Below are 26191 nucleotides of genomic sequence, written 5' to 3' on the forward strand. Positions count from 1 at the left end.
GACAAGAGAAATGAAAAAACATGCTATTGCAGTAATGATGATCGCCGTATTTTCTGAGTCGGTTTATGCGGAGTCTACCTTATTTATTCCGGACGTCTCTCCTGATAGCGTCACGACATCCCTTTCTGTGGGGGTGTTAAATGGTAAATCCAGGGAGCTGGTTTATGATACCGACACCGGGCGGAAGCTGAGTCAACTGGACTGGAAAATAAAAAATGTCGCCACGTTGCAGGGGGATTTATCATGGGAACCCTATTCGTTCATGACGCTGGACGCCCGCGGCTGGACGTCTTTGGCGTCGGGATCGGGTCATATGGTTGACCATGACTGGATGAGCAGTGAGCAGCCTGGCTGGACCGATCGTTCAATTCATCCGGACACCAGCGCCAACTATGCTAATGAATACGATTTGAACGTGAAAGGTTGGTTATTGCAGGGCGATAACTACAAGGCGGGCGTAACAGCGGGCTATCAGGAAACCCGTTTTAGCTGGACGGCAAGAGGCGGGTCTTATATTTATGATAATGGTCGATATATTGGTAACTTTCCTCATGGCGTGCGCGGCATAGGTTATAGCCAGCGTTTCGAAATGCCCTATATCGGGCTGGCGGGTGATTATCGTATTAATGACTTTGAGTGTAATGTACTGTTTAAATACAGCGACTGGGTAAATGCGCATGATAATGACGAACACTACATGCGCAAACTTACCTTCCGCGAAAAAACGGAAAATTCACGATATTATGGCGCTTCTATTGACGCCGGATATTATATTACCAGTAATGCAAAAATCTTTGCTGAGTTCGCTTACAGTAAATATGAAGAAGGTAAGGGCGGTACGCAAATCATAGATAAAACCAGCGGTGATACGGCGTATTTTGGTGGCGATGCCGCAGGTATAGCTAATAATAACTATACGGTTACCGCGGGGTTGCAGTATCGCTTCTAGACCACATCGGGATGTCATCGGTCATAACCGGCCGATGACGACTTTTTGCTGAACGTATGGCATATCCGGTGATGTTGCATAGGGGCAATAAAAGCAACATGAAAGGGGAACCGCTCGAAAGGTTATGCAGCAAGAAGAGAATGTCCTGGGTATCAATGGTGTCCCCTGCAGGAATCGAACCTGCAACTAGCCCTTAGGAGGGGCTCGTTATATCCATTTAACTAAGGGGACAACGCGGCGCCAGTATAGCGTTTTTTATTCGCCGGAGTAAGTGTAGCGCCGCCTGACTGGTTAAACCGTCGCCACTCAGCGCTGTTTTTCCGCTTTTTTCCGCTCCCGTTCCAGGCGCTCGCCGCGTAGCCTCGCTTCTTCCTTACGTTTATTGCTCATATCGTTGCGGATCTGCGCGTGGCTCATTAATGCGAAAATAAAGGTGCCGCCGCAGATATTTCCGGCAAGTGTGGGAAGGGCGAAGGGCCAGAGAAAGTCGCTCCAGGGCAGCGTGCCGTTGAAAACCAAATACAAAATTTCAACGGAACCGACGACAATATGGGTGGTATCGCCCAGCGCGATAAGCCAGGTCATCAAAATAATGACCACAATTTTTGCCCCGCCTGCTGCAGGAAACATCCATATCATTGTGGCGATGATCCAGCCAGAGATAATCGCGTTGGCAAACATCTCCGTTGGGCTATTTTTCATGACCTCCATACCAATTTTGACAAAGGCGTCGCGGGTCTCTTCATCAAATATAGGCATATATTCAAATGCCCACGCCGCAACCCCGGTGCCAATAAGGTTGCCCAATAAGACTACGCCCCATAAGCGCATCAGCAGGCCAACGTTACTCAGAGTGGGATTTTGCATTACCGGCAATACGGCGGTAACGGTATTTTCAGTAAATAATTGCTGGCGGGCCATGATGACAATGATAAAACCAAAGGTATAGCCGAGATTTTCCAGTAAAAAGCCGCCGGGAACGCCTTCAAGCTGCACGTGAAAAATCCCTTTCGCCAGGAGTGATGCGCCCATAGAAAGTCCTGCGGCAATGGCTGACCAGAGCAAAGCCATCGCATCGCGTTCCATCTCTTTTTCACCATCCTGGCGAATATGTTCATGAATAGCCATGGCGCGGGAAGGAAGACGATCTTCATCCACTTCAATCTTTTTACCGCTTTGTTTTTCTTCGCTTTCAACTTCCAGGTCACTGCTGTGCCGGTTAATTTTATCGTCGTTAAGGCTATCCATGATGATCCCTGCTGATTAACACATATTAATAAAGCGTAGCGGTTTTTCATTTACCCAGGCCGGGGCATTCTCCGAAAAAATAAAAATGATCACGCTCGTTTTTATCTGTTTCGTTAGAATAGGGCCGTCACGTTGTTGCGTTACCAGGCTATGCTCAAAGCAATGAGATCGCGCATATAGACATCGTTTGACGTGCTGTTAAAATCGCTCACACCTAAACAGGCGGATACGGTAGCGTTCCGTCATGGATGGCAATCAGCGATAGCCATAATTCACAGGGAGACATCTATGAAGCTTCGCCTGTCGGCGCTGGCGCTGGGAACCACACTGCTGGTCGGGTGTGCGAGTTCCGGTACAGAACAGCAGGGGCGTTCAGACCCATTTGAAGGGTTTAACCGCACCATGTACAACTTCAACTTTAATGTGCTGGACCCGTATGTTGTTCGGCCGGTCGCGGTCGCCTGGCGTGATTATGTTCCACAGCCTGCGCGTAACGGTTTAAGTAATTTCACCGGCAACCTCGAAGAACCGGCGATCATGGTGAACTATTTCCTGCAGGGCGATCCTTATCAGGGTATGGTGCATTTCACACGTTTCTTCCTGAATACCTTATTAGGGATGGGCGGCTTTATTGACGTCGCGGGAATGGCGAATCCTAAGCTGCAGCGCGTTGAACCGCATCGCTTTGGCAGTACGCTGGGCCATTATGGCGTGGGGTATGGGCCTTATATGCAACTTCCGTTCTACGGCAGCTTCACGCTGCGTGAAGATGGCGGGGATATGGCGGATACCTTGTATCCGGTGCTCTCGTGGTTGACCTGGCCAATGTCCATAGGAAAATGGACTATCGAAGGGATAGAAACCCGCGCGCAGTTGCTGGACTCCGATGGTTTGCTGCGCCAGTCTTCCGATCCTTATATTATGGTGCGCGAGGCGTACTTCCAGCGTCATGACTTTATCGCCAATGGCGGAAAACTCAAGCCGCAGGAAAACCCGAACGCGCAGGCGATTCAGGACGAACTCAAAGAGATCGACTCGGAATAAACGGCAGTAAATAAAAAGGTGAGCGCAATGCTCACCTTTTTGATCCGTTTCAGAAAGAGATTAGAACGCGTAGTTAAAGTTAGTACCGAACAGCCAGGCTTTCCCTTCAGATTCAAACTGATAAGGGCCTTCATTAATTTTCACGCTCTGACCATGCATATAAGAGACGCCAACGTCGACAGACGTATCTTTGTTAAAGGCGTAAGTCGTACCGGCGCTCAGCCAGAAACGGTCCTGGTCCGGAATAGAGATAGAACGGTTTTGCGCTGGTACCGGGCTGTCATCGAAGGCGATACCGGTACGGAACGTCCAGTTGTCATCGTAGTAATAGGTGGTGCCCAACGCAATGCGGTAAGCGTCTTTAAAGCCTTCATGCTTCTCAAAGAGCGTATCGCCAGCGGTCGATTTTGCCTTCAATTCCTGGAACTGGCTCCAGCTGGTATAGGCCAGGCTATAGTGGATGGCCCACTGTGGCGCCACACGGTTATAACCGGACACTTCCCACATTTCCGGCAGATTCAGCGTCAGGTAGCCTGACTGCGTCGCGCCGCCGGTTGCCGTTGGGATAGGCAGGTTAAATCGGTTTATAGCGATGGGAAGATCGCTACTGTAGTTGCCTTTAAAGTCAATTTTGACTTCCGAGCGGTAGGTCAGCGCGTAGCGGTTATTTTTATCCAGTTCATAAAGGATACCGGCATTCCAGCCAAAGCCCCACTGATTACCGTTCAGGTGGGCAATCTTGGTGTCGCTGGGAATCTGACCCGCGACCGGCGCCAGCGCCGGATTCTGTGCCGCGACCAACTGGCCTAAATCGCCCGCAAAACGTTCGATTTTCGCGCGCGCGTATACCGCATCAAAGCCGAGACCGAAGCTCCAGGCCTCATTTAAGCGATAAGCGCCGCTTAAATTCAGGTTCATGGTTTCAAGATCGGTCGTACCGCCAACCGAGCCGCCGGCGTATGTGTCGTTAAACTCTGTCGCCAGACCATAGTTAGAGGTAATAGAAGCCCCCCAGCCAAACTGGTCGTTAATCGGGGCGACAAAATGGACGTTCGGCACCCAGGCCGTCGGCGCGATGTTATCCGCATCTAACGTCCGACGAGATGGCGATGTCCCGCTAATATTAACATCAGGATCAATATAAACCGCGCCCGCTGAAAACGTCGGGCGGTCAAACATGGTAATTAACGCCGGGTTGCGGCTAACGTTACCCGCATCATCTGCGATTGCGCCTTCACCCGAATAGGCCCGGCCAAGGCCAGAGGAAGAAAATTCGTTTAACTGAAAGCCTGCAGACCAGGCCTGGGTGGAGATGATTGCCACTGCGACTGCGAGAGCAGACTTTGTAAACAGGGTTTTCTGGCTCATGACCATAACCTCATTGATTATTTTTATACAAACTATGTTACATGCTGTAACAGGAGCGCGAAGTGTAGGGTCTGCGGTACGACTTAGAAATCAGACCAGTGGCGAGAGTATAGGTCTGACCAGCTAGAATGTTGCAAGTATGTTTATAAGTTTTTTCAATTGTGATCTTAGAAACGAGATCTGGCTGGCAAAATCGGCGGGCTTAACGGTCACCCGATCGCGCGATTTTTGTTTTAGATCATTTTTAAGTGTGATTTCGGTCACTTAACGCGTTTCCCACCATTAACGACTGGAGAGGCGAATGCCGGGAGCGTAAAATATCCCCATCGTTTATCTGGCACCCTGGGTGCAAATACAGAGGAAATCTACAATGAGTAAATGCAGTGCTGATGAAACCCCGGTTTGCTGCTGTATGGACGTTGGAACCATCATGGACAACTCCGATTGCACCGCGTCATACAGCCGCGTATTCGCTACCCGCGCAGAGGCTGAAGAGACGCTGGCGGCGTTAACCGAAAAAGCGCGTAGCGTGGAGTCTGAACCTTGCCAAATTACGCCAACCTTTACCGAGGAATCCGAAGGCGTTCGTCTGGATATTGATTTTGTTTTCGCCTGCGAAGCAGAAACGCTGATCTTCCAGCTCGGCCTGCGTTAATCCGTTCATTCACGACGCCTCCGTCATCATCTGGCGGAGGCGTTTTCTTTTTTTGTCGCTTCCCTTCACTGTGCCTTAGCTCCCACTTTCTTTTCTCTCTGCTTGGCTAAATGTAAAAAATTGGTTAAGACTGTGATCAGGTCAGACCACTAATTTATTTTTTTACAGGGGAGTACTATGCGTCAGGCTTTACCGTTGGTCACCCGTCAGGGCGATCGCATTGCTATTGTCAGTGGGTTACGAACCCCCTTCGCTCGTCAGGCCACTGCATTTCATGGTATTCCCGCTGTTGATCTCGGCAAGATGGTGGTAGGCGAGCTGCTGGCGCGCAGTGAAATTCCAGCCGATGCCATTGAGCAACTGGTTTTTGGTCAGGTAGTACAAATGCCGGAAGCCCCCAATATTGCGCGCGAAATTGTGCTGGGTACGGGAATGAATGTTCATACCGATGCCTATAGCGTAAGCCGCGCCTGCGCCACCAGTTTTCAGGCGGTAGCGAATGTGGCGGAAAGCCTGATGGCCGGCACGATACGCGCGGGTATCGCTGGCGGCGCAGATTCGTCGTCGGTACTGCCAATAGGCGTGAGTAAAGCCCTGGCGCGGGTACTGGTTGATGTCAATAAAGCCCGGACGACCCGCCAACGGCTGACGCTTTTTTCTCGTCTGCGCTTACGCGACCTGCTGCCTGTGCCTCCCGCCGTTGCTGAGTATTCCACCGGTCTGCGCATGGGCGATACCGCCGAACAGATGGCGAAAACGTATGGTATTACGCGTGAACAGCAGGACGCGCTGGCGCATCGTTCACATCAGCGCGCCGCGCAGGCATGGGCGGAGGGCAAACTGGCGGAAGAAGTGATGACGACCTATGTGCCGCCGTATAAAAACCCCTTTGCAGAAGATAACAACATTCGCGGCACCTCCACGCTGGCGGACTACGCTAAACTGCGTCCCGCTTTTGACAGAAAACATGGCTCTGTGACCGCCGCCAATAGTACACCGCTGACCGACGGCGCTGCCGCCGTTATTCTGATGACCGAATCCCGCGCTAAAGAGCTGGGGCTGCACCCGCTTGGTTATCTGCGCAGCTACGCCTTTACCGCTATTGATGTCTGGCAGGACATGCTATTGGGGCCGGCCTGGTCAACGCCGCTGGCGCTGGAGCGGGCCGGGTTGACGATGGCCGATCTGACGCTTTTTGACATGCATGAAGCGTTTGCCGCCCAGACTCTGGCGAACTTACAACTGCTGGGCAGCGAACGATTTGCCCGTGAGGTGCTTGGTCGTGCGCAGGCGACAGGGGAGGTGGATGACGCTAAATTCAACGTGCTCGGCGGCTCAATCGCCTACGGGCATCCTTTTGCCGCAACGGGCGCACGGATGATAACCCAAACGTTGCATGAATTACGGCGTCGGGGCGGAGGTTTTGGCCTGGTCACGGCCTGCGCGGCTGGCGGTCTTGGCGCGGCGATGGTTCTGGAGGCGGAATAATGACTACCACATCAGCTTTTATGCTTAACGTGCGTCTGGATAATGTCGCGGTTGTCGCTATTGATGTCCCTGGAGAAAAGGTGAACACCCTGAAAGCGGAGTTTGCCGCGCAGGTACGCGCCATCCTGAAGCAGATCCGGGAAAATAAAGCGTTGCAGGGCGTTGTTTTTATCTCAGCCAAAGCAGATAACTTTATTGCTGGCGCTGATATCAACATGATAGGTCACTGCCAAAATGCGCAGGAAGCGGAAACGCTGGCGCGTCAGGGGCAACAACTGATGGCGGAGATTCAGGCGTTGCCTGTTCCGGTTATCGCTGCCATTCATGGCGCCTGTCTGGGGGGCGGCCTTGAAATGGCGCTGGCCTGCCATCGGCGCATCTGTACCGATGACGTTAAAACCGTTCTTGGACTGCCGGAGGTACAGTTAGGGCTTTTACCGGGATCGGGCGGAACGCAGCGACTTCCACGGCTGGTGGGGGTCAGTACCGCGCTGGATATGATCCTGACAGGTAAACAGCTTCGCGCCAGACAGGCGCTTAAAGCCGGGCTGGTTGATGATGTGGTGCCGCAAACTATTTTACTGGAAGCGGCTGTCGAGCTGGCTAAAAAAGAACGCCTGGCGCAACGGACATTACCGGTCCGGGAACGCATCCTGGCGGGGCCGCTGGGACGCGCGCTGTTATTTCGCCTGGTGCGTAAAAAGACGGCGCAAAAAACGCAGGGTAATTATCCGGCGACGGAGCGGATCATTGATGTGATTGAAACTGGACTGGCGCAGGGCAGCAGTAGCGGCTATGACGCGGAAGCGCGCGCTTTCGGCGAGCTGGCGATGACGCCTCAATCGCAGGCGCTGCGCGCTATTTTCTTTGCCAGTACCGAGGTGAAAAAAGATCCCGGTAGCGATGCGCCGCCCGGCCCGCTGAACAGCGTGGGCATCTTAGGCGGCGGGTTAATGGGCGGCGGTATCGCCTGGGTTACGGCCTGTAAAGGCGGCTTGCCAGTACGAATTAAGGATATAAATACTCAGGGGATCAATCATGCTCTGAAGTACAGCTGGGATCTGCTTGAAACAAAAGTACGCCGCCGCCATATCAAAGCCAGCGAACGCGATAAACAGTTGGCGTTGATATCAGGTTCGACCGATTACCGTGGTTTCAGTCATCGTGATCTGGTCATTGAAGCGGTGTTTGAAGATCTGCCGTTAAAACAACAGATGGTGGCGGAAGTGGAGCAAAATTGCGCTACTCACACCATTTTTGCCTCCAATACTTCTTCCCTGCCGATTGGCGATATTGCGGCGAATGCGGCCAGACCGGAACAGGTGATTGGATTGCACTTTTTTAGCCCGGTCGAAAAAATGCCGCTGGTTGAGGTTATTCCTCATGCGTCTACTTCCGCGCAGACCATCGCCACGACCGTTAAGCTGGCGAAAAAACAGGGTAAAACCCCGATAGTCGTCAGCGATAAAGCCGGGTTTTATGTTAACCGAATTCTTGCGCCGTATATCAATGAGGCGATTCGGATGCTGACTGAAGGCGAACGCGTCGAACATATTGACGCCGCCCTGGTAAAATTTGGTTTTCCGGTGGGGCCAATCCAACTTTTGGATGAGGTAGGAATCGACACGGGCACTAAAATTATTCCTGTGCTTGAGGCGGCGTATGGAGAACGTTTTAGCGCCCCTGCAAATGTTGTCGCTTCAATTTTGAATGACGATCGCAAAGGTAGAAAAAATGGTCGCGGTTTCTATCTTTATGGCGAAAAAGGGCGTAAAAGCAAAAAACAGGTTGACCCTGCTATTTATAAGCTTATTGGCGTGCAAGGGCAGAGTCGACTGTCTGCGCAGCAGGTGGCAGAGCGCTGTGTCATGTTAATGCTTAACGAAGCGGCGCGCTGTTTCGACGAAAAAGTGATTCGCAGCGCGCGCGATGGCGATATTGGCGCCGTGTTTGGTATCGGTTTTCCGCCGTTTCTCGGTGGCCCGTTCCGCTATATGGATGCTCTCGGGCCGGATGAAATGGTGGCGACATTACAGCGCCTGGCCGCACTTTACGGTCCTCGTTACGCGCCTTGTGAACAATTAGTGCGCATGGCGGAGCGCAGGAAGCATTTCTGGACGAATGGGGAAACTGACCAGGGAAATTGAGGTCAAAGAGAATATGAATCCGCACTGAATGCCTCCTTGGTGGCGAAATAATAATCAAGGATTGACTATACTTACGCCATTGAGGTAAAAAACAGCGTTTCATTCAGTGAATGGATAAGGCACAATGCCGGCCACCGCATTTTTGCCGCAGCCAATAGGGGCATGTGGTAAGCGTGTTGGTGAAACTGGTTAACAAAAGCGGTGCAATATGCAAGTTTTTATCATGCGTCACGGCGACGCAGCCCTCGATGCCGCCAGTGATTCGGTTCGTCCCTTGACCCCTTGTGGGTGTGACGAGTCTCGCCTGATGGCGAACTGGCTGAAAGGTCAAAAAGTGGATATCGAACGTGTTCTGGTGAGTCCGTTTCTTCGGGCCGAACAGACGTTAGATGTGGTCGGCGATTGTATGAATCTGCCGGCTCAGGTGGATGTCCTGCCGGAGCTAACGCCCTGTGGCGATGTCGGTCTGGTCAGCGCCTACCTCCAGGCGCTGGCCAATGAAGAGATCGGATCGGTGCTGGTGATCTCTCACTTACCTCTGGTCGGATACCTGGTATCTGAGCTTTGTCCGGGCGAAACGCCGCCGATGTTCACGACGTCCGCAATTGCCAACGTTACGCTTGATGAAAGCGGCAAGGGGACATTCAACTGGCAAATGAGTCCCTGCAATCTGAAAATGGCGAAAGCGATTTAATCTTTGCTGCCTGATGGCGCTTCGCTTATCAGGCCTACGACAGCGCTGGCTGTTCGTAGGCTGGATAAGGCGCTTGCGCCGCCATCCGGCAATTCCGCATCAGGGTAATTCGGGCGGTTGCCACTCTTCCACTTCAATCAACACCAGCAGCGCGGCGTCGCCGCCGTACTCTTTCGGCGCCTGATGAAAGGCCATCACATGCGGATGCTGCGCCAGCCATAACGGCGTTTGCTGTTTCAGAATATGTTTACCGTGTCCATGCATGACGCAGGCGCAAAAAATATGTTCCCGACGGCAGGCGGCAATCAGCGCCCCCAGTTCCTGCTTGGCCTGAAGCTGCGTTAAGCCGTGTAAATCCAGAAACAGTTCCGGCGAATAGTCGCCGCGGCGCATTTTTTTTAGCTCGAAATGGCTGACATCTTCACGGACATACTTTACCGGCCCTTCCGTATTGAGCAGCGGCTGGAACTCATCGGAAAAATAGTGGCTGGCGTCCGCCTGTTCCTGAATTAACCTTCGGGTAGGGACTTCCGTGATTTTCTTGCGCAGTGGCCGATGGACGATAGTATCCTGTTTAATCTTTCGGGTGCCGACCATCAGCTGACGGAACAGCGCCTGGTCCTCCTCGCTGAGCGATGTTTTCTTTTTCATTCGTGGGTCTCGTCTGATCTTTTGCCTTAGTTTACCCGACCCGGAGGATATCCGAACGGTCAAAACGGATTTTTCGTATTCTCCCGCCGCGTCAATGCTGATTTATCCCTGTCTTCGTGGCAAACTAGCCGCCGAATTTAATGCGAGCATGCCCTGGAGGAATACGTGGATAAAATTTTCGTCGATGAAGCAGTAAGTGAACTGCATACCATTCAGGACATGTTGCGCTGGGCGGTAAGCCGCTTTAGCGCGGCGAATATCTGGTATGGACACGGTACCGATAACCCGTGGGATGAAGCGGTACAACTGGTGTTGCCGTCTCTTTATCTGCCGCTGGATATTCCGGAAGATATGCGGACCGCGCGGCTGACGTCCAGCGAAAAACACCGCATTGTCGAGCGAGTGATTCGTCGCATTAACGAGCGTATCCCGGTCGCCTACCTGACTAATAAAGCCTGGTTCTGCGGCCACGAATTTTATGTCGATGAGCGCGTGCTGGTGCCGCGTTCGCCCATTGGCGAGCTGATTAATAACCACTTCGCCGGCCTTATTAGCCAACAGCCGAAATATATTCTGGATATGTGCACCGGCAGCGGCTGCATCGCCATCGCCTGTGCTTATGCTTTCCCGGACGCAGAGGTTGATGCGGTCGATATTTCGCCGGATGCGCTGGCTGTCGCCGAGCATAACATTGAAGAACACGGTCTTATCCATCACGTGACGCCAATCCGTTCCGATCTGTTCCGCGATCTGCCGAAAGTTCAGTACGATCTGATTGTCACTAACCCGCCTTATGTCGATGCGGAGGATATGTCCGATCTGCCGAACGAATATCGCCACGAACCTGAGCTGGGGCTGGCGTCCGGCACTGACGGCCTCAAATTGACCCGTCGTATCCTGGGGAATGCGCCGGATTATCTGTCCGATGACGGCGTTCTGATTTGTGAAGTCGGAAACAGCATGGTACATCTGATGGAGCAGTATCCGGATGTGCCGTTCACCTGGCTGGAGTTTGACAACGGCGGCGATGGCGTCTTTATGTTGACCAAAGCGCAGTTGCTCGCGGCCCGTGAACATTTCAACATTTATAAAGATTAAAACACGCAAACGACAACAACGATAACGGAGCCGTGATGGCAGGAAACACAATTGGACAACTCTTTCGCGTAACCACTTTCGGCGAATCACACGGGCTGGCGCTTGGGTGTATCGTCGATGGCGTGCCGCCCGGCATCCCGTTAACGGAGGCCGATCTGCAGCACGATCTCGACAGACGCCGCCCCGGCACCTCGCGCTATACTACCCAGCGCCGCGAACCGGATCAGGTAAAAATTCTCTCCGGCGTGTTTGATGGCGTGACGACCGGCACCAGCATTGGCCTGCTGATTGAAAACACCGATCAGCGCTCGCAGGACTACAGCGCGATTAAAGATGTTTTTCGTCCGGGACACGCGGATTACACCTATGAGCAGAAATACGGCCTGCGCGATTACCGTGGCGGTGGACGTTCTTCCGCGCGTGAAACCGCGATGCGCGTAGCGGCAGGGGCGATCGCCAAGAAATACCTGGCGGAAAAGTTCGGCATCGAAATCCGCGGCTGCCTGACCCAGATGGGCGACATTCCGCTGGAGATTAAAGACTGGCGTCAGGTTGAGCTTAATCCGTTCTTTTGCCCCGATGCGGACAAACTTGACGCGCTGGACGAACTGATGCGCGCGCTGAAAAAAGAGGGTGACTCCATCGGCGCGAAAGTGACGGTGATGGCGAGCGGCGTGCCGGCAGGGCTTGGCGAACCGGTATTTGACCGACTGGATGCGGACATCGCCCATGCGCTGATGAGCATTAATGCGGTGAAAGGCGTGGAGATCGGCGAAGGATTTAACGTGGTGGCGCTGCGCGGCAGCCAGAATCGCGATGAAATCACGGCGCAGGGTTTTCAGAGCAACCACGCTGGCGGCATCCTCGGTGGCATCAGTAGCGGGCAACACATTGTGGCGCATATGGCGCTGAAACCTACCTCCAGCATTACCGTGCCGGGACGTACGATCAACCGGATGGGTGAAGAAGTCGAAATGATCACCAAAGGGCGCCACGATCCGTGTGTGGGGATTCGCGCAGTGCCGATCGCAGAAGCCATGCTGGCGATCGTGCTGATGGATCACCTGCTGCGCCATCGGGCACAGAATGCGGATGTAAAGACAGAGATTCCACGCTGGTAAGAAATGAAAAAAACCGCGATTGCGCTGCTGGCATGGTTTGTCAGTAGCGCCAGCCTGGCGGCGACGCCGTGGCAGAAAATAACCCATCCTGTCCCCGGCGCCGCCCAGTCTATTGGTAGCTTTGCCAACGGATGCATCATTGGCGCCGACACGTTGCCGGTACAGTCCGATAATTATCAGGTGATGCGCACCGATCAGCGCCGTTATTTCGGCCACCCGGATCTGGTTATGTTTATCCAGCGGTTGAGTCATCAGGCGCAGCAACGGGGGCTCGGAACCGTCCTGATAGGCGACATGGGGATGCCTGCCGGAGGCCGCTTTAATGGCGGACACGCCAGTCATCAGACCGGGCTTGATGTGGATATTTTCTTGCAGTTGCCGAAAACGCGCTGGAGCCAGGCGCAGCTATTGCGCCCGCAGGCGTTAGATCTGGTGTCCCGCGACGGTAAACATGTCGTGCCGTCTCGCTGGTCGTCGGATATCGCCAGTCTGATCAAACTGGCGGCACAAGACAATGACGTCACCCGTATTTTCGTCAATCCGGCTATTAAACAACAGCTTTGCCTCGATGCCGGAAGCGATCGTGACTGGCTACGTAAAGTACGCCCCTGGTTCCAGCATCGCGCGCATATGCACGTGCGTTTACGCTGCCCTGCCGACAGCCTGGAGTGCGAAGATCAACCTTTACCCCCGCCGGGCGATGGATGCGGCGCTGAACTGCAAAGCTGGTTCGAACCGCCAAAACCTGGCACCACAAAGCCTGAGAAGAAGACACCGCCGCCGCTGCCGCCTTCCTGCCAGGCGCTACTGGATGAGCATGTACTCTGATGGACAATTTTTATGATCTGTTTATGGTCTCCCCGCTGCTGCTGGTGGTGCTGTTTTTTGTCGCCGTACTGGCAGGATTTATCGATTCTATCGCCGGGGGCGGAGGGCTGCTCACTATCCCTGCGCTGATGGCCGCCGGGATGTCGCCGGCAAACGCGCTGGCGACCAATAAATTACAGGCGTGCGGCGGCTCCCTCTCGTCTTCGCTCTATTTTATTCGCCGTAAGGTGGTAAACCTGGCCGAGCAAAAGCTCAATATTCTGATGACGTTCATTGGCTCGATGAGCGGCGCGCTGCTGGTGCAGCACGTGCAGGCGGATATTTTGCGCCAGATCTTGCCCATCCTGGTGATTTTCATCGGCCTCTATTTTTTATTGATGCCGAAGCTGGGCGAGGAAGATCGCCAGCGCCGCCTGTATGGATTACCGTTCGCGCTGATAGCCGGGGGATGCGTCGGGTTTTACGACGGCTTTTTCGGGCCTGCCGCCGGGTCGTTTTACGCCCTGGCGTTTGTCACCTTATGTGGCTATAACCTGGCGAAATCCACGGCACATGCCAAAGTGCTTAACGCTACCTCCAACGTTGGCGGCCTGCTGTTATTTATCATCGGCGGCAAAGTGATCTGGGCGACGGGCTTCGTGATGCTGGTTGGTCAGTTTTTAGGGGCGCGAATGGGGTCGCGTCTGGTGTTGAGCAAAGGCCAAAAGCTTATCAGACCGATGATCGTTATTGTCTCGGCGGTAATGAGCGCCAGGTTACTTTATGATAGCCACGGACAGGAGATCCTCCACTGGTTGGGGATGAATTAATGAACAATACGCACCATTACGAACAGTTAATTGAGATTTTTAACGGCTGCTTTGCCGAAGAATTTAATACCCGTCTGATTAAAGGCGACGACGAACCGATCTATCTTCCTGCTGACGCGCAGGTACCGTACCACCGCATCGTCTTTGCGCATGGGTTTTACGCCAGCGCGCTGCATGAGATTTCTCACTGGTGTATCGCCGGTAAGGCGCGCCGCGAACTGGTTGACTTTGGTTACTGGTACTGCCCGGACGGACGCGACGCGCAGACCCAAAGTCAATTCGAAGACGTTGAGGTGAAGCCACAGGCTTTCGACTGGTTGTTTTGCGTGGCGGCGGGGTATCCCTTTAACGTCAGTTGCGACAATCTGGAAGGCGATATTGAGCCGGATCGCGTGGCGTTTCAGCGCCGGGTTCATGCGCAGGTAATGGCGTATCTGGAGCAGGGCATTCCTGAACGTCCGGCCCGCTTCATCAAAGCGCTACAGAATTACTATCACACGCCCGAACTTAAGGCGGAACAGTTCCCGTGGCCGGAAGCGCTTAATTAAAGCCAGCGCCACGTTTACAATGAGGAAAGAAGATGATCGCGGAGTTTGAATCACGCATTCTGGCATTAATTGACGATATGGTAGAGCACGCCAGCGACGATGAGCTTTTTGCCAGTGGATACCTGCGTGGCCACCTGACGTTAGCCATTGCCGAGCTGGAGAGCGGTGATGACCACTCCGTCGAGGCGGTCTATGCCAACGTTAGCCAAAGTCTGGAAAAAGCGATCGGCGCCGGCGAACTGTCGCCGCGCGATCAGGCGTTAGTCAAAGCGATGTGGGACAATTTGTTCGACAAGGCAAAACAATAACGCCGTGGGCCGGAAGGCGACGCTTGCCGCCTTCCGCTATTGACTGGCCCATTACTTCACCGCTTTTCCCTTCAATAACTTTCTCACCCATAACCGATTCGGATTTAACGCCGCCAGCGTACTGGCATCCAGTGGAATCGGCTCGTTACTCATCTGCGCCGCCAGAATTTCTGCGCATAATGGCGCTGAGCACAAACCGCGCGATCCCAGCGCGCCGAGCATAAATAAACCCGGATACACAGGCGCAGGCGCCGCCGACGTTTTATTATCGGCTAAATCGGCGTAATGCGTCAGCGTGGCATGGTAATCCGGGACATTGCCCACCATCGGCAGATGGTCGCGGGTGGCGCAACGCACGCCGCAACGAGCGCTGTTGCCGCTAACGTCAACCTCTGTGGCCCAGTTCGCATCCGGAAAACAGTCAAGCAGACGCTGTCGGTTCTGACGCTGATCTTCTTCGCGCCAGACGGTGCTTTCGTCGCCCCGGTGATAGCTGGCGCCAATACAGTGCTGCTGATTATGCGGATTTTGCGGCGTCAGATAGCCGTCGTAGCATAACACCTGACGCAACGCCGAGAGAGCGGGGGTGGTGGGAATATGACTGACCTGCCCCCCGACGGCATACACCGGCAGCGGCCGGGTCTGATCAAAACGGTTAATCTGATGGCCGTTCGCCAGAACGGCGGTCTCATGGCTGGCGGTTTCACCTGACGTAAAGCGCAGTTGCCAGCGCGACTCCTGCGCAACGAGCGACGTGAGCGTATGGCGAAAGCGCGTTTGTAAACCCTGTTCGGTCGCCAGTGCGATGACTGCGCGAGTTAATTGTTCCGGGCACAGCCAGCCGCCTGCCGGATAGGTAATTCCTCCGCAGCGTGTCGTCACGCCAACCGCCTGTTCCGCCTCTTCGGCATTGAGCGCCGAGGCCAGTCCGGCGGGCAGCGCCAGGGACAGCATCTGGGCAATTTTCTGCTGGCTTTTCTCATCCCATCCGAGCTGCGTCACGCCGCACCAGTCATGATCAAAAGAGACGGGCAGGGCATCATACAGGCGACGGGCAAAGGTGAATGCGGTCGGGAAAAAGCGATTAATGGCGGCGTCATGTTTGCTAAGGAGCGGATAAAGCGCGCCCTGTCGATTACCGGAAGCGCCCTGGGCGGGCTGATCATCTGCGCAATAGAGCGTCACCTGCCAGCCGCGACGCAGTAACGCCAGTGATAACAGCGCGCTGGCGATGCCGCCGCCAATGATTGCCGTTTCACGTTTTTCGCTTCCGCTGCGGTAAAACCAGGGCGCGGAAAGGGTCGGCATGAGGTGTTGTTCCATCACTCCGCAAAGCATCTCGCGTTTACGTCCGAAGCCTTTGCGTTTTTGCATGGTAAAACCGGCTTCCTGTAACCCCCGACGAACGAAGCCCGCCGAGGTAAACGTCGCCAGCGTTGCGCCGGGCCGCGCCAGCCGCGCCATCGCGTTAAACAGGTTTGGCGTCCACATATCCGGATTTTTCGCCGGGGCAAAACCGTCGAGGAACCAGGCGTCGACTGTTTGATTCAGCGTGGCGTCCAGTTGGTCGGTCAATTCATTAATATCGCCAAACCACAAATCCAGCGTCACCCGGCCCCGATCCAGCAATAGGCGGTGGCACCCCGGGAGCGGCAGCGGCCATTGCGCCTGCAGCTGCTCTGCCCAGGGCGCGAGCTCCGGCCAGTGTTGGTGCGCCAGCGCCAGATCGTCGCGCGTTAACGGGAATTTCTCAAAACTGATGAAATGTAACCTTTGTAGCGTCGCCTGTGGGTGCGCAGAACGAAAGCTGTCAAACGCCTGCCACAGCGTCAGGAAGTTGAGTCCGGTGCCAAAACCGCTTTCCGCGACTATAAATAATGGATGTGAATGTACGGGAAATCGCTCCGCAAGACGATTGCCGCCAAGAAAAACGTAGCGTGTCTCTTCGAGTCCATTGTCATTAGAAAAATAGACATCATCAAAATCTCGGGAAACAGGTGTACCCTCAGCGTTAAATTCGAGTGTGGCGGGTTGTATGGCGTATTGTTTCACGTAAGTTACTCGTCTGACGGGCGGTATCGCGATCTTAACGATGTGTGCCTGATGGCGCAAATTTCCGTACTAAATGGCTGATCGGACTTGTTCGGCGTACAAGTGTACGCTATTGTGCCAATCGAAACTTAAAAATAGTGCGAATTACAGAGGTATTGAATGAAACGTGCAGTGATTACTGGCCTGGGCATCGTTTCCAGCATCGGTAATAACCAGCAGGAAGTCCTGGCATCTCTGCGTGAAGGACGTTCAGGGATCACTTTCTCTCAGGAGCTGAAGGACGCCGGCATGCGTAGCCAGGTATGGGGCAACGTAAAACTGGATACCACTGGCCTCATTGACCGCAAAGTCGTGCGCTTTATGAGCGACGCCTCCATCTATGCTTATCTGTCTATGGAGCAGGCAGTGGCCGACGCCGGTCTGGCGCCGGAAGTCTATCAGAATAACCCGCGTGTCGGCCTGATTGCAGGTTCCGGCGGCGGCTCCCCGAAATTCCAGGTCTTTGGCGCAGACGCCATGCGTAGCCCGCGTGGTCTGAAAGCCGTGGGCCCGTATGTGGTGACGAAAGCAATGGCATCCGGCGTTTCCGCCTGCCTCGCTACGCCGTTTAAAATTTATGGCGTAAACTACTCCATTAGCTCCGCTTGCGCGACCTCCGCACACTGTATCGGCAATGCGGTTGAACAGATCCAACTGGGCAAACAGGACATCGTTTTTGCTGGCGGCGGCGAAGAGCTGTGCTGGGAAATGGCCTGTGAGTTCGATGCGATGGGCGCACTGTCCACCAAATATAACGATACGCCTGAAAAAGCGTCCCGTACCTATGATGCGCACCGTGATGGGTTTGTCATCGCAGGCGGTGGCGGTATGGTTGTTGTCGAAGAGCTGGAACACGCTCTGGCGCGCGGCGCGCATATTTATGCGGAAATCGTCGGTTACGGCGCAACATCCGATGGCGCAGACATGGTTGCTCCGTCTGGTGAAGGCGCAGTACGTTGCATGCAGATGGCGATGCACGGCGTAGACACGCCGATCGACTACCTGAACTCTCACGGTACCTCTACTCCGGTAGGCGACGTGAAAGAACTCGGTGCAATCCGTGAAGTGTTTGGCGATAACAGCCCGGCAATTTCTGCAACCAAAGCGATGACCGGCCACTCGCTGGGTGCCGCAGGCGTGCAGGAAGCTATCTACTCTCTGCTGATGCTGGAGCACGGTTTTATCGCGCCGAGTATCAACATCGAAGAGCTGGATGAGCAGGCTGCGGGTCTGGACATCGTGACCGAAACGACCGAGCGTGAACTGACTACTGTAATGTCTAACAGCTTCGGTTTTGGCGGCACCAACGCCACGCTGGTGATGCGTAAGTTGTAAGCCTGACTATTACGTTGTAGTATCAATAATGAAACAGGTCGCTAATGCGACCTGTTTTTTCATTCAGGGAACAACAAATTATATGGATATTCTATAAATGCCAACTAATACATTAGATAAAATTAGGCATAGTTTGAGTTGTGTGGCTGTTTTATTTGGTTTGCTTGGCATTTTTGTTTTTGCCTCATTTTCGCCTTCCTATGCCTGGCTTTATTTGGGAGGTCTGGCTGCGCCTTTTATATATAGTATTGTTTTTGTCTATGCGATTGCTGCCTGGAGTATTTATTCAAAGTATTACCCGTTTTTATCATTGGGCCGCTTATCATTTGTGGAATGTTTTTTTCCGGCGCTGGCCCTGGTGTGCCTTACCGTTCTCTACAATGCTTTTAGTGGCCCGGAACCCTGGATGGCCGAGTTATCAAGGCAATTTTTTCTTCATAAATTTCTTAACACGCTGGCGATGTGCTTTCTGGCTCCTGTGACGGAGGAAATTATATTCAGAGGGTTTTTATTAAACAGCAGTATCGGTTGGGGTCGGTACTCAAGAGTTTCCGGTATTATTATTACCTCACTCGCTTTTGCAATTATGCATACACAATATCTCTTTGCGGTGACTTTTGTTTATCTGTTTGTGTTTTCATCGATATTATGCGTTGTTCGAATGAGAAGTCGAGGGTTAATGATACCGATAATACTTCATATTTTAAATAATGCCTGGGTTATTTTCGGCTTACTGTTTTCAGCGACGGAATAAGCGCCTGATGCAAGAGGCGCTTTAACCTCTCCGGTACGAACAAGAGACCGATGGCGGTTCCCTTTTTTAATGCTTCTTATATTCCGGCGCGACTTTCGCTGACCAGGCCTCAGCCTGGGTGATGGCGCCTGCGTCATAAATCGGCTGTTCATAACCCCTGTCAGCATCCCGAACGCGGTAAATTTTCCAGCGTCCCTCTTCCCAACGGGTATAAACTTCCAGGTGGATGGGTGTTGACTCTGTAGCCAACAGAACATCCACTTTTTCTCCGCCGAGGAAAGGGTGTGCCTTCCCAACCCGTAACTGTGGAATCCACTCTGGCGCATAGTCCTGCGCATACATAAAATAATCTGCCCCCACAATCTCCTGTTCATAAAGGGACTGTATTAGCGCCAGGCGATGAATAACCTCTTTAGCAACGTAACGTTGCATTAAGGCGGTGGTGTCGTCAGGGGTATTCACATCGTTCGTGAACGTCGTCATCCATGAGGTATAGAACTGCTTCACGGCCTGCGTACTGTCGTGATGAGGCGCAGAGCAACTACAAAGCAACAGGATAAGCGCGACAAGGGAGAACGTTTTCATTAATTCTTCCTGTAGATGGTATATGAGGGCCTGGCTGCCCGGTAGCCCGGGCCGGCCCACATATCGCGTTGTTTAAAATCTGAATACCACTCTGCACCATCGTATATCGCCATGTGACCGCTCGGGTTTCCGCCAGCGTAAGGTTGAATAATAATGACGTCACCCTCGCGCGGCATTTCATAGGTACCAATAGCGGTGAATCCGGCGCTTCTTAACATTGGGCCATAATCTTTCGCATGATATGTATGCCCCAGCGTGATACCGCCCGCCTGAATTGCCTTTCGGGTAAATTCCGCACACCGGCCTGACGAGAAAGATCTCTGAGCGTAATACCTCTTTTTTCAAGTGCACTTTTAATATCTGCACGATGCCAGTCCTGGCTTTTTGGTTCCATTCTGTAATCCTAAGAAGATGTGTTATCGGCACCGATATTTTTAAGGTAAAAATTAGCGCGAGAAAAAGAAAGTTACTTTCTTTTTCACTCTGAGAATAGTGCCAGAAAGAAAGCAAAATTTCGCGAAAAAGAAGAAATATTTTTATTTCATCAGGGGAAAGGAAAGAAACCGATGGCAAAGGAATGGTTCACGGTTAAGGAATGTCTTGGCTTACCGGGGTTTCCGGGAAGCGAGCCTGCGGTTCGCGAACGTTTGTATAAGTACAGCGAAGGGAAAGAGGGTGTCAGGCGTAAGCGTGTTAAATCAAAGGCCGAGGAGTTTCATATATCTGTTTTCCCTCTTTATGTTCATCGTTATCTTGACGACAGCGGAGAGGAACCGACGCCAGAACCCATTTCCTTACAGGAAGCGGAGCCTGAAGATATCCAGGAGATGATGTTCAGGTTACTGACGCCAGAACAGCGCAAGCAGGTGACCGGACGGTTTAAGGTGAGAGGGATGAAAGCGGTCTTTCCCTTTCTGTTTGATGACACGCCGCCACGTTGATACCCTGGCTGCAATTTCAAGGTTGACAAGTTTCGCGTCTCACAGGCAGACTTCACTTTCTACATTATCCTTCCGATAATGCGTAAGCGTTTAACGTTATCCAACGCACCTTAATCCTGACGTTCAGGTAGAGGGGGGCGTGGCCTTTCCCCGCCTTACTCTGCATTCTGGAGTAATGCATGACAGCAGTTAGCCAAAAAACAACGACCCCGTCTGCGAATTTTTCGCTGTTCCGCATCGCCTTTGCGGTTTTCCTGACCTATATGACGGTCGGCCTGCCGTTACCCGTCATCCCGCTTTTTGTCCATCACGAACTGGGCTATAGCAATACGATGGTTGGGATCGCCGTGGGCATTCAGTTTTTTGCGACGGTACTGACGCGCGGCTATGCCGGACGGCTGGCGGATCAATATGGCGCTAAACGATCGGCGTTACAGGGGATGTTTGCCTGCGGACTGGCGGGCGCCGCCTGGCTCCTGGCCGCGCTGTTGCCGGTTTCCGCGCCGGTAAAATTCGCGCTGCTTATTGTCGGGCGTTTGATCCTCGGATTTGGCGAAAGCCAGCTGCTGACCGGAACCCTGACCTGGGGACTGGGGCTGGTTGGCCCAACGCGTTCCGGTAAGGTGATGTCGTGGAACGGAATGGCGATTTACGGCGCGCTGGCGGCTGGTGCGCCGTTGGGCTTGCTGATCCATAGCCACTTTGGCTTCGCGGCGCTGGCGGGGACGACGATGGTTTTACCGCTGCTGGCCTGGGCATTCAACGGCACCGTGCGTAAAGTGCCTGCGTATACGGGGGAGCGACCTTCACTGTGGAGCGTGGTCGGGCTTATCTGGAAACCGGGCCTGGGCCTGGCATTGCAGGGCGTGGGCTTTGCCGTCATCGGTACGTTTATTTCACTTTATTTTGTCAGCAATGGCTGGACGATGGCGGGATTCACCCTGACCGCGTTTGGCGGTGCGTTTGTCCTGATGCGCATGTTGTTCGGTTGGATGCCGGACCGCTTTGGCGGCGTGAAGGTCGCCGTTGTCTCATTGCTGGTTGAGACGGCAGGACTGCTGCTCTTGTGGCTGGCGCCGACGGCCTGGATAGCGCTGGTAGGCGCGGCGCTCACCGGGGCAGGGTGTTCATTGATTTTCCCGGCGCTGGGCGTGGAGGTTGTGAAACGCGTACCTTCTCAGGTACGCGGTACGGCGCTCGGCGGTTACGCCGCGTTTCAGGATATCTCCTACGGCGTTACCGGCCCGCTGGCGGGCGTGCTGGCCACGTCATGCGGCTATCCTTCCGTATTCCTCGCGGGAGCGATCTCCGCGGTGGTTGGCATCCTGGTGACGATATTATCGTTCCGGCGTGGTTAAGAAACCAGCCAGAAAAGCGCCAGTACAATTATTAGCGCGATAAACAACAGGCCTGGCCGCGCAGACAGATTTTTTACGGTTTCAATCATCGGCGCGAACGGGCGGTAGATGGGTTGAATAGAGAGCGGTTCCAGCTCATCCGCCTCCCGCTCTACGCGACGCAGGAAAATATGGTTAAGTAAGTCCTGCACCTGGGCGGTGGTCAACACCGTTTGCGGCTGAATTTGATAAGTGTGTTGGGCATACTCTTTGATCGCTGTGAGCTCGTCTGGCTCAAGCGGTTGTTTTAACGCAGCCTGCAGCGTATGTAGCGTAGGCGCGTGTTGTAGTGACAGCGTCTGCCGCGCCTGTAGCCATGTCGCCAGATGAGTAAACTGTTTTGCCGGAATGAGCTCGCCGCTTTTCACGCCGGAGAGTTCCAGCATTGATTGCCAGATAAGTTTGTTTGACTCGCCGGTCGCGGCTGCCAGCTTCGTCACCAACTGATTCAACGTATTATGTTCAGCAGGCAATAATGGCCGATCCGTTGCCGGACGTTGCTGCGGCTGCGGAATGGAAAGCTGCCCCTGTTGCAGGAGCGTCAGCACGTTTTTGAGTTGATCGGGCGTAAGCTGGCTAAGCGCGGTTTGACCGTATTGCTGACGGATAAAATCGCTGACGGCCTGACGATTATTCCCGACGCCAAGCAGCTCTGTTAGCTGTGAAAGTACCTGACGATTGGCGTGATTTTGCTGCGCTACGCCCAGACGCTGGGTAAGATTCTGTTCAGCGGCGGGGAAGTGGCGCGACAGTAGCGGCGCGTCATTTTTTATCCCCAGATCGTGTTTCATTCCGGCCCATACTTCCGCGCTTTGCTGCTGGGTCAGTGAAATCAGGCGCGTGATCAGCCTTTCCAGTACCGTACGCTGTTGCATGGAAAGCGGCTGCTCGCTCGCAGCGGAAAGAGGATTACGCCCTTCGCCTGGAGGCTGTGCAGGGGCGCCGGAGATGGGATGCATAATTAATTATCCTTTAACCATAAATCTGAGCAATATATGCCTGGCGGCCAGATTATGGCACACTTGTCCGGTTAACTCTCGTTCTCAAACAGGTACGACAGTCGTGAAAATTCTCGTTGATGAAAATATGCCTTACGCCCGCGAATTATTTAGCCGCCTGGGTGAGGTAAAGGCAGTGCCGGGTCGCCCGATCCCCGTTGAAGAATTGAACCATGCCGATGCGTTAATGGTGCGTTCGGTCACGAAAGTGAATGAATCGCTGCTGAGCGGCACGCCGATTAACTTCGTTGGTACTGCTACGGCAGGCACCGATCATGTGGATGAGGCATGGCTGAAGCAGGCGGGCATCGGTTTTTCAGCCGCGCCCGGCTGTAATGCTATCGCCGTGGTGGAGTATGTGTTTTCCGCGCTGTTGATGCTGGCCGAACGTGACGGCTTTTCGTTACGCGATCGCACTATAGGGATTGTCGGTGTGGGTAACGTTGGAAGCCGGCTACAGACCAGGCTTGAAGCGTTGGGTATCCGTACGTTGCTGTGCGATCCGCCACGCGCCGCACGCGGGGACGAGGGTGATTTTCGTACGCTGGATGAGCTGGTGCAGGAAGCGGATGTCCTGACTTTCCATACGCCGCTTTATAAAGACGGACCGTATAAAACGCTGCATCTGGCCGATGAGACGCTGATCCGTCGACTGAAACCCGGCGCCATTCTCATTAACGCCTGCCGCGGTCCGGTGGTGGATAACGCCGCGTTGCTGGCGCGACTTAATGCCGGGCAGCCGCTGAGCGTGGTGCTTGATGTGTGGGAGGGCGAACCGGATCTTAACGTCGCGCTACTGGAAGCCGTGGATATCGGCACGTCGCATATTGCCGGCTATACGCTGGAAGGCAAAGCGCGCGGCACCACCCAGGTCTTTGAGGCGTATAGCGCGTTTATTGGCCGCGAGCAGCATGTCGCGCTGGAGACATTACTGCCTGCGCCTGAGTTTGGTCGTATTACGCTTCATGGCCCGCTGGATCAACCGACGCTGAAAAGACTGGCGCATTTGGTGTATGATGTGCGCCGCGACGATGCGCCGCTGCGTAAAGTCGCTGGAATTCCGGGTGAATTTGATAAATTGCGTAAAAATTATCTTGAGCGCCGTGAATGGTCGTCTTTATACGTGATGTGTGACGACGAAACGGCAGCCGCCTTGCTGTGTAAGCTAGGTTTTAACGCTGTTCATCACCCGGCACATTAATGTCTTCTTAATGCTCCCTGTCGAATAATGCGACAGGGACGCTTATGTATTTCTGGAGTAAATCACCATGTCTGAAGGCTGGAACATTGCCATTCTGGGCGCAACGGGCGCCGTAGGCGAAGCCCTGCTTGAAACACTGGCTGAACGCCAGTTCCCGGTCGGTGAAATTTATGCGTTGGCGCGTCATGAAAGCGCGGGCGAGCACCTCCGTTTTGGTGGCAAGTCGGTCATTGTCCAGGATGCGGCGGACTTTGACTGGACGCAGGCGCAGTTGGCGTTTTTCGTTGCCGGCGCAGAGGCATCGGCTGCCTGGATAGACGACGCGACTAATGCAGGTTGCCTGGTGATAGATTCCAGCGGTCTGTTCGCGCTGGAGCCTGATGTGCCGCTGGTCGTGCCGGAAGTTAACCCGTATGTACTGGCGGATTACCGTAACCGTAACGTGATTGCGGTCGCCGATAGTCTGACCAGTCAACTGCTGGCGGCGCTCAAGCCGTTAATCGATCAGGGGGGACTGTCGCGCATCGCCGTCACCAGTATGTTATCAGCGTCCGCACAGGGGAAAAAAGCGGTCGATGCGCTGGCCGGACAGAGTGCGAAGCTGCTTAACGGCATACCGATTGATGAAGATGATTTCTTTGGCCGCCAGTTAGCGTTCAATATGCTGCCGCTGCTGCCGGATCGTGAAGGCAGCGTGCGCCAGGAACGTCGTATCGTCGATGAAGTGCGTAAAATTTTGCAGGACGATGGCGTGATGATCTCCGCCAGTGTCGTGCAGTCGCCGGTGTTCTATGGCCATGCGCAGATGGTGAGCTTTGAAGCGCTCCGTCCGCTGGCGGCGGAAGAGGCGCGCGAGGCATTTTCCCGCGGTGAAGATATCGTACTGTCAGAAGAGACGGATTACCCGACGCAGGTGGGCGACGCTTCCGGCAATCCACAGCTTTCTATTGGCTGTGTGCATAATGATTACGGTATGCCGGAACAAATTCAGTTCTGGTCAGTGGCGGACAACGTGCGTTTCGGCGGCGCGCTGATGGCCGTTAAAATTGCGGAGAAGCTGGTGCAGGAGTATCTGTACTGATGTCCGGACAGCAATCATCGCCGGTCTATAAAATTGCGCTGGGTATTGAGTACGACGGCAGCAAGTATTATGGCTGGCAGCGTCAGAATGAAGTGCGCAGCGTGCAGGAAAAGCTGGAAAAAGCGCTCTCGCAGGTGGCAAATGAACCTATTAACGTGTTCTGCGCCGGGCGTACCGATGCCGGCGTTCACGGCACCGGGCAGGTTGTCCATTTCGAAACGACCGCATTGCGCAAAGATGCGGCATGGACGCTGGGGGTAAATGCGAATTTGCCTGGTGACATTGCCGTGCGCTGGGTGAAAACTGTACCGGATGATTTTCACGCGCGATTTAGCGCTACGGCTCGCCGTTATCGCTATATCATCTACAATCATCGACTGCGTCCTGCGGTATTAGCAAAAGGCGTGACGCATTACTATGAGCCGCTGGATGCAGAGCGGATGCATCGCGCGGCGCAGTGTCTGCTTGGCGAAAATGATTTTACCTCGTTTCGCGCAGTGCAGTGCCAGTCGCGCACGCCGTGGCGTAATGTGATGCACATCAACGTTACCCGCCACGGCCCTTATGTGGTGGTCGATATCAAAGCGAATGCCTTTGTTCATCATATGGTCAGGAATATTGTCGGCAGCCTGCTGGAAGTAGGCGCTCACAACCAGCCGGAGAGCTGGATCGCAGAGCTGTTAGCGGCCAGGGACAGAACGCTGGCGGCGGCAACGGCGAAGGCGGAGGGGCTATATTTGGTTGCGGTGGATTACCCTGACCGGTTTGACCTTCCAAAACCGCCAATGGGCCCGCTATTTCTGGCGGACTAATCCGAATCGTACACCCGAAACGTGTCGGGTAGAAAGGCAA

26 protein-coding genes and 1 tRNA gene are annotated in these 26191 nt (G+C 53.9%); 19 read left to right on the forward strand and 8 right to left on the reverse strand.

The annotated features are described in order from the left end of the window. The first annotated feature begins 10 nt into the window (after positions 1-10). A complete protein-coding gene (pgtE, locus tag QEN32_RS06815; protein ID WP_000716011.1) occupies positions 11-949 on the forward strand; it encodes an omptin family outer membrane protease PgtE in 939 nt (312 codons plus the stop codon). Positions 950-1105: 156 nt separating this feature from the next. Here the strand turns inward: pgtE and QEN32_RS06820 are convergent. Further along, positions 1106-1180: transfer RNA gene (locus tag QEN32_RS06820), tRNA-Arg, on the reverse strand. Between the two features lie 75 nt (positions 1181-1255). Then, complete coding sequence (locus QEN32_RS06825; RefSeq protein ID WP_265322251.1) at positions 1256-2197, reverse strand: formate/nitrite transporter family protein; 942 nt, start codon at positions 2195-2197, stop codon at positions 1256-1258. A gap of 288 nt (positions 2198-2485) precedes the next feature. On the opposite strand from QEN32_RS06825, the gene mlaA reads away from it, so the two are divergent. Continuing rightward, on the forward strand, positions 2486-3241 hold the full coding sequence (gene mlaA, locus QEN32_RS06830) for a phospholipid-binding lipoprotein MlaA (RefSeq protein ID WP_000776787.1): 756 nt from the start codon (positions 2486-2488) through the stop codon (positions 3239-3241). 60 nt (positions 3242-3301) lie between these two features. Here mlaA and fadL read toward each other — a convergent pair whose 3' ends face one another. Beyond that, positions 3302-4609, reverse strand: coding sequence for a long-chain fatty acid transporter FadL (gene fadL / locus QEN32_RS06835; protein WP_280144442.1), 1308 nt, complete (start codon positions 4607-4609; stop codon positions 3302-3304). Between the two features lie 370 nt (positions 4610-4979). On the opposite strand from fadL, the gene QEN32_RS06840 reads away from it, so the two are divergent. From QEN32_RS06840 to sixA, 4 genes are all read left to right on the forward strand, one after another. After that, entirely contained in the window at positions 4980-5264 is a 285-nt protein-coding gene (locus QEN32_RS06840) for a YfcZ/YiiS family protein (RefSeq protein ID WP_000030904.1), read from the forward strand. Between the two features lie 177 nt (positions 5265-5441). Then, positions 5442-6752, forward strand: coding sequence for an acetyl-CoA C-acyltransferase FadI (gene fadI / locus QEN32_RS06845; protein ID WP_001248130.1), 1311 nt, complete (start codon positions 5442-5444; stop codon positions 6750-6752). Next, positions 6752-8899, forward strand: coding sequence for a fatty acid oxidation complex subunit alpha FadJ (fadJ, locus tag QEN32_RS06850; protein WP_265322252.1), 2148 nt, complete (start codon positions 6752-6754; stop codon positions 8897-8899). The genes fadI and fadJ overlap by 1 nt, the downstream gene beginning before the upstream one ends. Positions 8900-9107: 208 nt before the next feature. Then, positions 9108-9593 (forward strand): phosphohistidine phosphatase SixA, encoded by a 486-nt coding sequence (gene sixA, locus QEN32_RS06855; protein WP_001195800.1) that lies wholly within the window; start codon positions 9108-9110, stop codon positions 9591-9593. 99 nt (positions 9594-9692) lie between these two features. On the opposite strand, the gene smrB is transcribed toward sixA, so the two are convergent. After that, on the reverse strand, positions 9693-10244 hold the full coding sequence (gene smrB / locus QEN32_RS06860; protein ID WP_000730794.1) for an endonuclease SmrB: 552 nt from the start codon (positions 10242-10244) through the stop codon (positions 9693-9695). Between the two features lie 165 nt (positions 10245-10409). Here smrB and prmB point away from each other — a divergent pair, with 165 nt between their 5' ends. The 6 genes from prmB to QEN32_RS06890 are packed head-to-tail and all read left to right on the forward strand — an operon-like array spanning position 10410 to position 14956. Next, positions 10410-11342, forward strand: coding sequence for a 50S ribosomal protein L3 N(5)-glutamine methyltransferase (prmB, locus tag QEN32_RS06865; RefSeq protein WP_001542329.1), 933 nt, complete (start codon positions 10410-10412; stop codon positions 11340-11342). A gap of 35 nt (positions 11343-11377) precedes the next feature. Then, positions 11378-12463 carry a chorismate synthase gene (aroC, locus tag QEN32_RS06870; protein ID WP_000918457.1) on the forward strand — a complete coding sequence of 362 codons (1086 nt, stop codon included), beginning with the start codon at positions 11378-11380 and terminating at the stop codon, positions 12461-12463. 3 nt (positions 12464-12466) lie between these two features. Beyond that, positions 12467-13291, forward strand: coding sequence for a penicillin-insensitive murein endopeptidase (mepA, locus tag QEN32_RS06875; RefSeq protein ID WP_000750429.1), 825 nt, complete (start codon positions 12467-12469; stop codon positions 13289-13291). Further along, positions 13291-14100: a sulfite exporter TauE/SafE family protein gene (locus QEN32_RS06880; RefSeq protein WP_000368599.1), complete on the forward strand. Its 810-nt coding sequence runs from the start codon at positions 13291-13293 to the stop codon at positions 14098-14100. Before mepA ends, QEN32_RS06880 begins: the two co-directional genes overlap by 1 nt. Continuing rightward, on the forward strand, positions 14100-14648 hold the full coding sequence (locus QEN32_RS06885) for an elongation factor P hydroxylase (RefSeq protein WP_001066345.1): 549 nt from the start codon (positions 14100-14102) through the stop codon (positions 14646-14648). Before QEN32_RS06880 ends, QEN32_RS06885 begins: the two co-directional genes overlap by 1 nt. A gap of 32 nt (positions 14649-14680) precedes the next feature. After that, on the forward strand, positions 14681-14956 hold the full coding sequence (locus QEN32_RS06890) for a YfcL family protein (RefSeq protein WP_000559749.1): 276 nt from the start codon (positions 14681-14683) through the stop codon (positions 14954-14956). Between the two features lie 51 nt (positions 14957-15007). Here QEN32_RS06890 and mnmC read toward each other — a convergent pair whose 3' ends face one another. After that, complete coding sequence (mnmC, locus tag QEN32_RS06895; protein WP_280144443.1) at positions 15008-17008, reverse strand: bifunctional tRNA (5-methylaminomethyl-2-thiouridine)(34)-methyltransferase MnmD/FAD-dependent 5-carboxymethylaminomethyl-2-thiouridine(34) oxidoreductase MnmC; 2001 nt, start codon at positions 17006-17008, stop codon at positions 15008-15010. 159 nt (positions 17009-17167) lie between these two features. Here mnmC and fabB point away from each other — a divergent pair, with 159 nt between their 5' ends. Both fabB and QEN32_RS06905 read left to right on the forward strand, forming a co-directional pair. Beyond that, a complete protein-coding gene (gene fabB / locus QEN32_RS06900; RefSeq protein ID WP_000817159.1) occupies positions 17168-18382 on the forward strand; it encodes a beta-ketoacyl-ACP synthase I in 1215 nt (404 codons plus the stop codon). Between the two features lie 97 nt (positions 18383-18479). After that, positions 18480-19136: a type II CAAX endopeptidase family protein gene (locus QEN32_RS06905; RefSeq protein WP_265322253.1), complete on the forward strand. Its 657-nt coding sequence runs from the start codon at positions 18480-18482 to the stop codon at positions 19134-19136. A 66-nt stretch (positions 19137-19202) separates the two neighbouring features. Here the strand turns inward: QEN32_RS06905 and QEN32_RS06910 are convergent, their stop codons facing one another. Together QEN32_RS06910 and QEN32_RS06915 are read right to left on the reverse strand one after the other, a co-directional pair. After that, positions 19203-19721 carry a YbjP/YqhG family protein gene (locus tag QEN32_RS06910; protein WP_000847540.1) on the reverse strand — a complete coding sequence of 173 codons (519 nt, stop codon included), beginning with the start codon at positions 19719-19721 and terminating at the stop codon, positions 19203-19205. Between the two features lie 211 nt (positions 19722-19932). Continuing rightward, on the reverse strand, positions 19933-20115 hold the full coding sequence (locus tag QEN32_RS06915; RefSeq protein ID WP_000433432.1) for a helix-turn-helix domain-containing protein: 183 nt from the start codon (positions 20113-20115) through the stop codon (positions 19933-19935). A gap of 172 nt (positions 20116-20287) precedes the next feature. Here QEN32_RS06915 and QEN32_RS06920 point away from each other — a divergent pair, with 172 nt between their 5' ends. Together QEN32_RS06920 and QEN32_RS06925 are read left to right on the forward strand one after the other, a co-directional pair. Further along, positions 20288-20662, forward strand: coding sequence for a hypothetical protein (locus QEN32_RS06920; RefSeq protein WP_023138696.1), 375 nt, complete (start codon positions 20288-20290; stop codon positions 20660-20662). Positions 20663-20841: 179 nt separating this feature from the next. After that, positions 20842-22020, forward strand: a complete 1179-nt coding sequence (locus QEN32_RS06925) for an MFS transporter (RefSeq protein WP_265322254.1) — start codon at positions 20842-20844, stop codon at positions 22018-22020. On the opposite strand, the gene flk is transcribed toward QEN32_RS06925, so the two are convergent. Continuing rightward, on the reverse strand, positions 22017-23018 hold the full coding sequence (gene flk / locus QEN32_RS06930) for a flagella biosynthesis regulator Flk (RefSeq protein WP_000553395.1): 1002 nt from the start codon (positions 23016-23018) through the stop codon (positions 22017-22019). The two genes, QEN32_RS06925 and flk, sit on opposite strands and share 4 nt — an antisense overlap. Positions 23019-23121: 103 nt before the next feature. Here flk and pdxB point away from each other — a divergent pair, with 103 nt between their 5' ends. From pdxB to truA, 3 genes are all read left to right on the forward strand, one after another. Continuing rightward, complete coding sequence (gene pdxB / locus QEN32_RS06935; RefSeq protein WP_000699176.1) at positions 23122-24258, forward strand: 4-phosphoerythronate dehydrogenase PdxB; 1137 nt, start codon at positions 23122-23124, stop codon at positions 24256-24258. Between the two features lie 67 nt (positions 24259-24325). Further along, positions 24326-25339 (forward strand): aspartate-semialdehyde dehydrogenase, encoded by a 1014-nt coding sequence (locus tag QEN32_RS06940; RefSeq protein WP_001289141.1) that lies wholly within the window; start codon positions 24326-24328, stop codon positions 25337-25339. Beyond that, the gene (gene truA / locus QEN32_RS06945; protein WP_000016631.1) at positions 25339-26151 is read left to right on the forward strand and encodes a tRNA pseudouridine(38-40) synthase TruA; all 813 of its coding nucleotides are present in this window, start codon (positions 25339-25341) and stop codon (positions 26149-26151) included. Before QEN32_RS06940 ends, truA begins: the two co-directional genes overlap by 1 nt. Positions 26152-26191: the final 40 nt, after the last annotated feature.

The organism is Salmonella sp. SA14318 (assembly GCF_029866905.1).
GTDB lineage: Bacteria > Pseudomonadota > Gammaproteobacteria > Enterobacterales > Enterobacteriaceae > Salmonella > Salmonella enterica.

What these genes read in the sequence shown, in the direction of transcription:
- pgtE (WP_000716011.1), top strand. Translation starts at nt 11, where the DNA reads ATGAAAAAACATGCTATTGCAGTAATGATGATCGCCGTATTTTCTGAG.
- QEN32_RS06825 (WP_265322251.1), bottom strand. Translation starts at nt 2,197, where the DNA reads ATGGATAGCCTTAACGACGATAAAATTAACCGGCACAGCAGTGACCTG.
- mlaA (WP_000776787.1), top strand. Translation starts at nt 2,486, where the DNA reads ATGAAGCTTCGCCTGTCGGCGCTGGCGCTGGGAACCACACTGCTGGTC.
- fadL (WP_280144442.1), bottom strand. Translation starts at nt 4,609, where the DNA reads ATGAGCCAGAAAACCCTGTTTACAAAGTCTGCTCTCGCAGTCGCAGTG.
- QEN32_RS06840 (WP_000030904.1), top strand. Translation starts at nt 4,980, where the DNA reads ATGAGTAAATGCAGTGCTGATGAAACCCCGGTTTGCTGCTGTATGGAC.
- fadI (WP_001248130.1), top strand. Translation starts at nt 5,442, where the DNA reads ATGCGTCAGGCTTTACCGTTGGTCACCCGTCAGGGCGATCGCATTGCT.
- fadJ (WP_265322252.1), top strand. Translation starts at nt 6,752, where the DNA reads ATGACTACCACATCAGCTTTTATGCTTAACGTGCGTCTGGATAATGTC.
- sixA (WP_001195800.1), top strand. Translation starts at nt 9,108, where the DNA reads ATGCAAGTTTTTATCATGCGTCACGGCGACGCAGCCCTCGATGCCGCC.
- smrB (WP_000730794.1), bottom strand. Translation starts at nt 10,244, where the DNA reads ATGAAAAAGAAAACATCGCTCAGCGAGGAGGACCAGGCGCTGTTCCGT.
- aroC (WP_000918457.1), top strand. Translation starts at nt 11,378, where the DNA reads ATGGCAGGAAACACAATTGGACAACTCTTTCGCGTAACCACTTTCGGC.
- mepA (WP_000750429.1), top strand. Translation starts at nt 12,467, where the DNA reads ATGAAAAAAACCGCGATTGCGCTGCTGGCATGGTTTGTCAGTAGCGCC.
- QEN32_RS06880 (WP_000368599.1), top strand. Translation starts at nt 13,291, where the DNA reads ATGGACAATTTTTATGATCTGTTTATGGTCTCCCCGCTGCTGCTGGTG.
- QEN32_RS06885 (WP_001066345.1), top strand. Translation starts at nt 14,100, where the DNA reads ATGAACAATACGCACCATTACGAACAGTTAATTGAGATTTTTAACGGC.
- QEN32_RS06890 (WP_000559749.1), top strand. Translation starts at nt 14,681, where the DNA reads ATGATCGCGGAGTTTGAATCACGCATTCTGGCATTAATTGACGATATG.
- fabB (WP_000817159.1), top strand. Translation starts at nt 17,168, where the DNA reads ATGAAACGTGCAGTGATTACTGGCCTGGGCATCGTTTCCAGCATCGGT.
- QEN32_RS06905 (WP_265322253.1), top strand. Translation starts at nt 18,480, where the DNA reads ATGCCAACTAATACATTAGATAAAATTAGGCATAGTTTGAGTTGTGTG.
- QEN32_RS06910 (WP_000847540.1), bottom strand. Translation starts at nt 19,721, where the DNA reads ATGAAAACGTTCTCCCTTGTCGCGCTTATCCTGTTGCTTTGTAGTTGC.
- QEN32_RS06915 (WP_000433432.1), bottom strand. Translation starts at nt 20,115, where the DNA reads ATGGAACCAAAAAGCCAGGACTGGCATCGTGCAGATATTAAAAGTGCA.
- QEN32_RS06920 (WP_023138696.1), top strand. Translation starts at nt 20,288, where the DNA reads ATGGCAAAGGAATGGTTCACGGTTAAGGAATGTCTTGGCTTACCGGGG.
- QEN32_RS06925 (WP_265322254.1), top strand. Translation starts at nt 20,842, where the DNA reads ATGACAGCAGTTAGCCAAAAAACAACGACCCCGTCTGCGAATTTTTCG.
- flk (WP_000553395.1), bottom strand. Translation starts at nt 23,018, where the DNA reads ATGCATCCCATCTCCGGCGCCCCTGCACAGCCTCCAGGCGAAGGGCGT.
- QEN32_RS06940 (WP_001289141.1), top strand. Translation starts at nt 24,326, where the DNA reads ATGTCTGAAGGCTGGAACATTGCCATTCTGGGCGCAACGGGCGCCGTA.
- truA (WP_000016631.1), top strand. Translation starts at nt 25,339, where the DNA reads ATGTCCGGACAGCAATCATCGCCGGTCTATAAAATTGCGCTGGGTATT.